The 7784-nt window shown below is 45.3% G+C and carries 5 protein-coding genes and 3 pseudogenes; all 8 read right to left on the reverse strand.

Annotation, left to right across the window (positions count from 1 at the left end; translation table 11 throughout):
- A pseudogene (locus tag RYL88_RS09845) lies at nt 1–563 on the reverse strand (FTR1 family iron permease); the annotation flags it as partial.
- A 220-nt stretch (nt 564–783) separates the two neighbouring features.
- Nucleotides 784–1344 carry a formate dehydrogenase FDH3 subunit beta gene (gene fdh3B, locus RYL88_RS09850; RefSeq protein WP_314990953.1) on the reverse strand — a complete coding sequence of 187 codons (561 nt, stop codon included), beginning with the start codon at nt 1342–1344 and terminating at the stop codon, nt 784–786.
- 2 nt (nt 1345–1346) lie between these two features.
- Nucleotides 1347–4082 (reverse strand): formate dehydrogenase subunit alpha, encoded by a 2736-nt coding sequence (locus RYL88_RS09855; RefSeq protein ID WP_314990958.1) that lies wholly within the window; start codon nt 4080–4082, stop codon nt 1347–1349.
- A pseudogene (locus tag RYL88_RS09860) lies at nt 4065–4325 on the reverse strand (hypothetical protein); the annotation flags it as partial. The pseudogene RYL88_RS09860 and the gene RYL88_RS09855, both read right to left, overlap by 18 nt.
- 11 nt (nt 4326–4336) lie before the next feature.
- Nucleotides 4337–4546 carry a twin-arginine translocation signal domain-containing protein gene (locus tag RYL88_RS09865; protein ID WP_297969621.1) on the reverse strand — a complete coding sequence of 70 codons (210 nt, stop codon included), beginning with the start codon at nt 4544–4546 and terminating at the stop codon, nt 4337–4339.
- Between the two features lie 332 nt (nt 4547–4878).
- Nucleotides 4879–5586 (reverse strand): thioredoxin fold domain-containing protein, encoded by a 708-nt coding sequence (locus RYL88_RS09870; protein WP_314990955.1) that lies wholly within the window; start codon nt 5584–5586, stop codon nt 4879–4881.
- A gap of 60 nt (nt 5587–5646) precedes the next feature.
- Nucleotides 5647–7467: a selenocysteine-specific translation elongation factor gene (selB, locus tag RYL88_RS09875; protein ID WP_314990957.1), complete on the reverse strand. Its 1821-nt coding sequence runs from the start codon at nt 7465–7467 to the stop codon at nt 5647–5649.
- Nucleotides 7464–7784, reverse strand: a pseudogene (locus RYL88_RS09880) (L-seryl-tRNA(Sec) selenium transferase); the annotation flags it as partial. The pseudogene RYL88_RS09880 and the gene selB, both read right to left, overlap by 4 nt.

Below are 7784 nucleotides of genomic sequence, written 5' to 3' on the forward strand. Positions count from 1 at the left end.
GCGTCTTTGTCCCCCTTTTCGTAGGCTGCTGCGGCAGCGCTAAGGGCTGTTTTTATGTCGTTATAAACCACTTGCCAGTGCGGCTCGATAGCGGCGCTACTTGCGGGCTGTGCCGTAGTTTGGCTAGCCTCGGTAGTCTTGGCTGTCTGCGCGGCGTCTGCATTTTTAGGATCAGAGTACTCGCCCACTAGCTTGTGACCGGCATTTATGACGGGCAAAACCTCATCCATCTCTTTGTTTAGCTCGTCCATTATCGCTTGTATCTCTTCTACCGGTTTTTTAGCGATGATGGCTTTACGGATCTTACCGAATTTAGACTCCATCGAGTAAGCTTTTTTCTGTCCCAAATTTACCCTAATCGCGGCTTCGATATTTTCGAAATGCCCGAAATACGCATTTTGTGTGGTGGTTTTTGCCTCATCGATCTTGCCCTCTTTATACTGTTGCATGATACTTACGAATGAATCTTTTATGCTCTGTATCTCAGGACCGTAGTCGGCGTCCTGCGCATTTAGCATAAAGGGGATAAACAAAGCAAGTATAAATTTCAAAAATTTACTCATAAAAACTCCAATAAAATAGGTTTTAATCCCTTATTTTACCATTTCAAAGCTTTAGCGAAAATAAAAACGGCTATCAAGTACCCATAGTATCAACAAGCTCTTTTTTTGATTATCAAGTCTCTTTAAATTTTGATTTTAGCGGATAGAAATATGCTTAGATTTTAGAAATTTGAGATAATTATAGAAAAGAGATTTAGGAGCGGAATCGCTCCTAAATTTATTACGGCATTGCGACGGCTTGTCTTAGCATAACGCGCTTGCGAAATACGTTTGAAACTTCGGCTGCGTCGCCCACAAGTAAAGCGTTCGTAGCGCAAACGGCGGCGCACATCGGCACTTTGCCCTCAGACATTCTGTTTTGTCCGTATAGCTCTCGCTCCTCGTGGGAGTTCGTCTCCTCCGGTCCTCCGGCGCACATAGTGCACTTATCCATAGAGCCTTTGACGCCAAACGCCCCGTCTCTAGGAAACTGCGGCGCGCCAAACGGACATGCGTATAGGCAGTATCCGCAGCCTATGCATTTGTTTTTATCGTGAAGCACGATACCGTCGGCTCTGATGTAAAAACAATCCACCGGGCACACCTGCTCGCAAGGAGCGTCGGTGCAGTGTTGGCAGGCTATTGTAGTCGATACTTCCTTGCCCTCTATACCGTCAAAAAGCGTGATAACCTTGCGGCGATATAGCCCCACAGGAAGCTCATGCGCAGAGGAACAAGCTACCTGACATCCAAAGCAACTGATACATCTGTTCGTATCTACGAAAAATTTCATTCTTGCCATCTTTATGCTCCCTCTTTACCTTGCGCATTGTTTTCGCCGTATTCATGGAAGAAGGTTCTAAAGCCCTCTCCGTCTGCTTTTTCTATCCTACATAGACCGGCGTTAAACTCTGAAATTTGAGTTACCGGGTCAAAGCCGTAGTTGGTTACGGTATTAAAGCTCTCGCCGATAGTATAAGGCTTGGTGCCTTCAGGATAGCGGTCCTCCAAGCTAACGCCCTGCATGACTCCGGCGAAGTTATACGGCATGCAAATTCTATCCGGAGTTACCATATAGCTGTGGTAGCAACGGACTTTGATCTTAGTACCTTGAGGCGAGTGTATCCACATCATATCGCGATCTTGGATGCCGTATTTTAAGGCAAGCTCAGGGTGAACGTTAGCAAACATCTCAGGCGTTATCGCTGCTAGATATTTACTGGTTCGCTCTATCATTCCGGCACCGCTTAAATTTACTACGCGCTGCGTACTAAACACGATAGGAAAATCCTTGCTCCAGTCTTTTGCCTGCTGCTCGGTTTTAAATTTAGTCTCTACGCGGAAATTTCTAGCCTGATCGTCGAAAGTCGGATACTTTTGAACGAGATCCCAGCGCGGAGAGTGGATAGGCTCTCTATGTTTAGGGATCGGATCTAGGAATTCCCAAACGATCATTCTAGCTCTTGCGTTACCGTAAGGCACTACGCCCTTTTCACGGCATTTTTCTAAGATAAGTCCGCTATAGTCCATACTCCAGCTAGCGCCCATTTTTGCTTTTTCTTCTTCCGTTAGAGTGATGCCTAGTACTTTTTCGATATTTTCTTTGGTTATTTGCGGATAGCCGCCTATTACCTGCGAGCCGACCAAGGTTGCATCCTCGCTAGCTAGCTGGCTAACGCCGTTATGCTCTAAGCCGAAGCGATTTCTAAATCCGCTGCCGCCCTCGGTATAAGGCTTACTCATGTCGTAAAGTATCGGCGTGCCAGGGTGTTTAGTATCCCATGCCGGCCAAGGTTTACCGTAGTACTCGCCTTTTACTTCTCCGCCGATACCCATTAGCGTATCGGGATCGAAATTTTGCCAGTTAGCCTGATGCCTTCTAAACATCTCCGCCGTTCTACCGCCGTATCCGATAGAGCTTCCTATGCGAGCGATTTCGTTTGTCGCGTCGTCAGGCCATACGAAGTCGTCTTTTACCTGCTTTATCTCGCGGTCCACGATGCCCATCTTCATGCCGCGGACGTATTCGTCGTAAAAGCCGAATTTTTTAGCGAATGCAAACATAACCTCTTGATCGGGCTTACTCTCGTAAAGTGGATCTACCACCTTAGTTCTCCACTGGCCGGAGCGATTCGTAGAGCTTAAGTGTCCCTCGTTTTCAAACGCGGTAGCGACCGGCAAGATATAAATTCCGTCTTTTCTATCGCTTAAAATCGCGACTTCGTTGACGAAAGGCTCAGCTACGACTAGCAAGTCAAGCTTATCTACGGCTTGTTGAATTTTAGTTAAGTGCGCCATAGAAGTTAGACCTGTTCCTTGTACCCAAAGGACGCGAAGCTTACCGCTAGTATATGTTTTTTCCTCTTTTAAGACGCCTTGCCACCATTTTGATAGCGACCAGCCCTTTTCGTTACGCCAGTTTCTATCCTCCGGATTTTGCGGATCGTGATAAAAATACTCTTCAAATACGGTATTTTTTACCGGAGCGCCGCCTTGTTTAGGCTCTTTCGTAGAAACCGCAAATCTTTTGATAAATTCGTCGTAATCAACGCCCCAACCTTTGCAGTAGTATTTCCATGCCGCATCGGCTAAGCCGTAATACATCGGCAAGCTATCTGAAAGATTACACATATCGGTAGAGCCTTGGACGTTATCGTGACCGCGCAAGATATTACAGCCGCCGCCCGGTTTACCCATATTGCCTAAAATTAACTGCATGATAGGCAAGATTCTCGTATTTGACGTACCTACGGAGTGCTGAGTGATACCTAGCGCCCAGATAACCGTTCCCGGTTTATTGTGAGCCATTATGTGCGCGGCTTGCATTAGTCTATCTACAGGTACGCCCGTAACGTCCGAAGTTACCTCAGGCGTCCAGTGCTCGGCCTCTTTTCTAATTTCCTCGATACCGTAAGTTCTATTTTCTAAAAATTCTTTATCTTCCCAGCCGTTTTTAAGAATTATGTGGATTAATCCGTAGATTAACGCCACGTCCGTTCCAGAACGATGTCTTAGATAAAGGTCTGCTTTTGCCGCAGATTTCGTAAAATTCGGATCTGCAACGATTAGCTTTGCGTTATTTCTATCTTTAGCCTGAAGGGCATGCTTCATACCGCCGACCGGATTTGCGACGGCCGAATTTGCGCCTATCATAAAGATGGCTTTCGAGTTTGCAGCCATATCTCCGCAGTGGTTAGTCATAGCGCCGTAACCCCAAGTATTCGCCACACCGGCGACTGTTGCGCTATGTCAAATGCGTGCTACGTGATCGTTGCTGTTTGTACCCCAAAATGCGGCAAATTTACGGAAATAATAGCTCTGCTCGTTGTTAAATTTGGCTGAACCTAGGAAAACTACGCTATCAGGACCGTCTTCTTTGCGGATTTGTAGCATTTTATCGCCGATTTCGTTTACGGCTTGCTCCCAGCTTATTCTCTCCCATTTGCCGTTTACTTTTTTCATCGGGTATTTTATGCGCTGTTTGCTCTTGGTTAAGTCGATTTGATCGATACCTTTTGAGCAGTGACTGCCTTGAGAGATCGGGTGAAACATCGCCATATCTTGGCGAACCCATACGCCGTCTTTTACCTCGGCTTCGATGCCACATCCTGCAGAACAGATAGAACAAATAGTTCTAACTTTTTTTGAGCCTTCAAAAGGATTTTGTATTTCCTCGTTAGTTGCTTTTCTAAACGTCTCGTTTTCGCCAAATGCCATCGTGCTACCGGCACCAAGAGCGGCAAGCTTTAAAAACGAGCGTCTTGCTATACGTGCATCACTCATGGTTTTCTCCCTTAGTAAGCGATCTTATAGTAGTATTCCCACTCTTTGCTTTTTCTGTAAAGCACCTCTTTTTTGTTCGACTTACCCACGACTACGCCGTTGTCGTCGGGAGCAAGCTCGTCGCTAGTCGGCTTTGCGATAGCTGCGGCGGCTAACATAGTTCCGCCTACCGCGCCGACCTTCAGAGATTTTTTGAGGAAATCTCGTCTTGATCCTTGCATGTTTTCTCCTTTTTATCTCAAATTTGAAATTTTGAGACGTTTTTAGAAAGATATTGTTCAAATTTTGCATATTTCCTGGACGTAATGCGCCTTACAGACGCATATTTTAGGATACTTGCATATTTTAAAATATCACTGTGCAAATTTAGCATATTTTGAGAATAAACGAAGTAAAAATATTAGATTAATTAAGAAGCTTAATAAATAATTAAGAAAACCTAAAATTTAGCTTAAACTTCGATACTACGTATCAAGTTATAAACGTATATTTTATCAATTTCCAGAGGTTTTGAGCCAAATTTAGCAAATTTGGCTCAAATTTTCGTTAAAGATTATTTTTGTAAATCGCTTAAATTTACTATATAAGGCACTGAGCGAACGCCTGCGGCAGCATATTTTTTACGTAGCTCATCCATAGTTTTTACGTTTTCTTCGCTAACGGCTCCGTCTGCTACGGTATAATCGCTTGCATAATACTTTCGTAAAATTTGGATTTTGTCGCTATCGGTTTTTGCGCTTGCAACGTCTTTATATATCAAAAAGCTCTTTTGCAAAGACGAAATGTCGTGGACCGGAGTTAAAATCACGTTTACGTTACTTTCTTTTAGCGTTGCTTCTATTCTATCTAGCTCGGCTCGGCAGTACGGGCATTCAGGATCTGAAAACATCACGATAGTAGGTTTATTTTTGTCGCTTCCCAGCGTGATGATGTTTTCTTTTTTCTCATTCTTATAGGCTTTTGAGATATTTTTCGTCGCTATTTCATTTTTCATATCTTGCAGATGCGATTTATGCTCTTTTAAATCTATAATGTCCGGAAAAAGCAAGTCGTCTTTAGCAAAGATAACCTCGTCTTGGCTGACTTGGCCGTTGCTTAAATTTACCGTGATCGCTTCTATGCCGCCAACTGCGGGTTTGCGACCGGTTACGGACACCTTTACGCCTTCGCCGAGCATCTGAGAGTAAAAATCGACCACTTGCGCGTCGGTAGCGGCAAACATCGCGCAGGCCGTCGTCAGCGATAATACTATTTTTTTCATTTCATTCCTTTTTTAAAAATTTGCGCGGATTATATTTGCTTTTTTTAAATAGATAAAAAATCACGCTTTTAAAACTCGGTCGGTACCGTTTTTTACGATATTTGGGTCTAGATCGAGTTGTTCGAGGTAGGCGATTATGTATTTTCTGCTCAAATTTAACGCCTCTTTCGCGTTCGTTACGTTTACGAATCCCTGTGCGGCGATGACGGCTTTTAGCTTGGCAAGCGCCTCGTTTAGGGCTTTTGACGTTACGAAAAGATTATGCGCTAGCCTCACCACGCGTCCGATGCCCGTTAGCTTTTTTAGCGCGTTATCGCCGCTAACTCGGTCTATCTCAAGCTCGTCGTAGATGTTATAAGGCGCCAGGGGAGCTAAATTTCCGCTTTGCAAAATCTCGTAAATTTTCTCTTCAAGCCTGATTTTTAGCTTACTCATATCAACGCCCGTTTTGGTATAGACGCCGTCGTTTTTGGTTATCGCGCCCGCGCTTTCTAGCTCGTCAAGCGCCTTTTGAGCGATGCTTTCGCTAGCCCATGAGAGCTTTAGGCTGATGCTAGTAGCCGAAAATACCGCAAATTCGTTCTTTTCTATCATAAATTTGACCGTGCTTTTTATCCGATCGACCGCGCTTAGATCGTAGATATTTAGCGCTTTTTCATCGACGAATACGTTTGGCGTTTGTTTTGCTATCGCTACGGCCTCCTCGTGATTTAGCCCGAAGCGCTGATAGGCCGAGATGATGCCAAAGCCGTTTTTATGCGTATCTTTTAGCATCGCAAAGGCGCTTACGAAATCCTTCTTAAGCAACGCGTTTAAAAAAGAAATTTTGCTTGATTTTTTCATCGGTTCGCTCACGGCGTTTAGCACCCTGCCGCCGCCTATGACGCGACCGTTTGCGATGAGTACGAACGGCTCGTCGAATTTTAAAAACATATCCCGCTCAAATTTAAACGTCGCAAATATCCCGCCCTCTTTTTCGCTAAGAACGAGCGCTTTTGCCGGCGCGGCCTTTGCGCCGACGCAAAACGTCACATTCTGCCCGTGCGTTAGCTCGCGAGCGAAAACGATCGCGTCTATCTCGCGAAATCCCCTAAAAAAGCCCTTTTTACTAAGCAACTGGCCTTTTTTTAGATCACTTAGCTCGATACCCGTCAAATTTAGCGCCACACGGCTGCTAACTCCAGCGCGGTCGACGAATTTATCGTGGCTTTGCACGCTTCGCACCTGCGCTTCTTTGCCCGCGTTATAGTTAAACAGCTTCTCGTTTTTGCTCACGCTGCCCTCTATCACGGTACCCGTGACTACGTTTCCGATACCTTTTAGGCTAAAAACGCGGTCGATGTAATATCTAAAAACGCCCTCTTGCTCGCGATTAGCCGCCTTTAGCGTGAAAAGATAATTTCGCAGCTCGTCGATACTCGCGCTATCTTTAATGCTAACCGGGAAAATCTCTAAAATTTGCAGATTTTTGTAGTTTTGCGCGGCGCCGTAAATTTCGTTTTTTCGTTGTTCGATCAGCCCTGGAGTAGCCAAGTCGCACTTGGTAAGAGCCACGACGAGCGAACGAACGCCAAGGATATTTAAAACCTCCAAATGCTCCAAAGACTGCGGCATCAGCCCGTCGTTTGCCGCCACGACGAATAGGCACGCGTCAAATCCGTACGCGCCGCTGATCATCGTTTTGATCAAATTTTCATGTCCCGGCACGTCGATAAATGCGATATTTTCGCCGTTTTTGCTCAAATTTGAAAAGCTAAGATCGATCGTGATCCCGCGCTTTTGCTCCTCTTCTAGCCTGTCACCCTCAAAGCCGTTTAGTTCCTTTATCAGCGCCGTTTTGCCGTGGTCGATGTGCCCGGCCGTTCCTATTATTAAGCTCATTTTTTATCCGTTTCGTTGATTTTTTCTATCAAATTTTGCACGTCCGCGTCCAGCACGCTGCGAAGATCGAGCAAAAACTTGCCCTCCTCGATGCGCCCGATCACGAGATTTTTCCTAAATTTAGCCTCGTTTTCGTTCGCGTTTCCTTTGACGGCTAGCGCGAGGCTAGGTATGCGTTTGTTTGGCATAGTGCCGCCGCCTACGAAAGTCGTCGTGCGCACGATTTCAAGCGGAGTTTTTAGCCGCGAGTTTATGAAATTTGCCGTGTTTTCTAGCTCCTCTACGCTTTTATAGAGCTGTTTTACCGTCGTGATAAG

Origin of the sequence: uncultured Campylobacter sp., from assembly GCF_963517995.1 — a bacterium.
Taxonomy (GTDB): domain Bacteria; phylum Campylobacterota; class Campylobacteria; order Campylobacterales; family Campylobacteraceae; genus Campylobacter_A.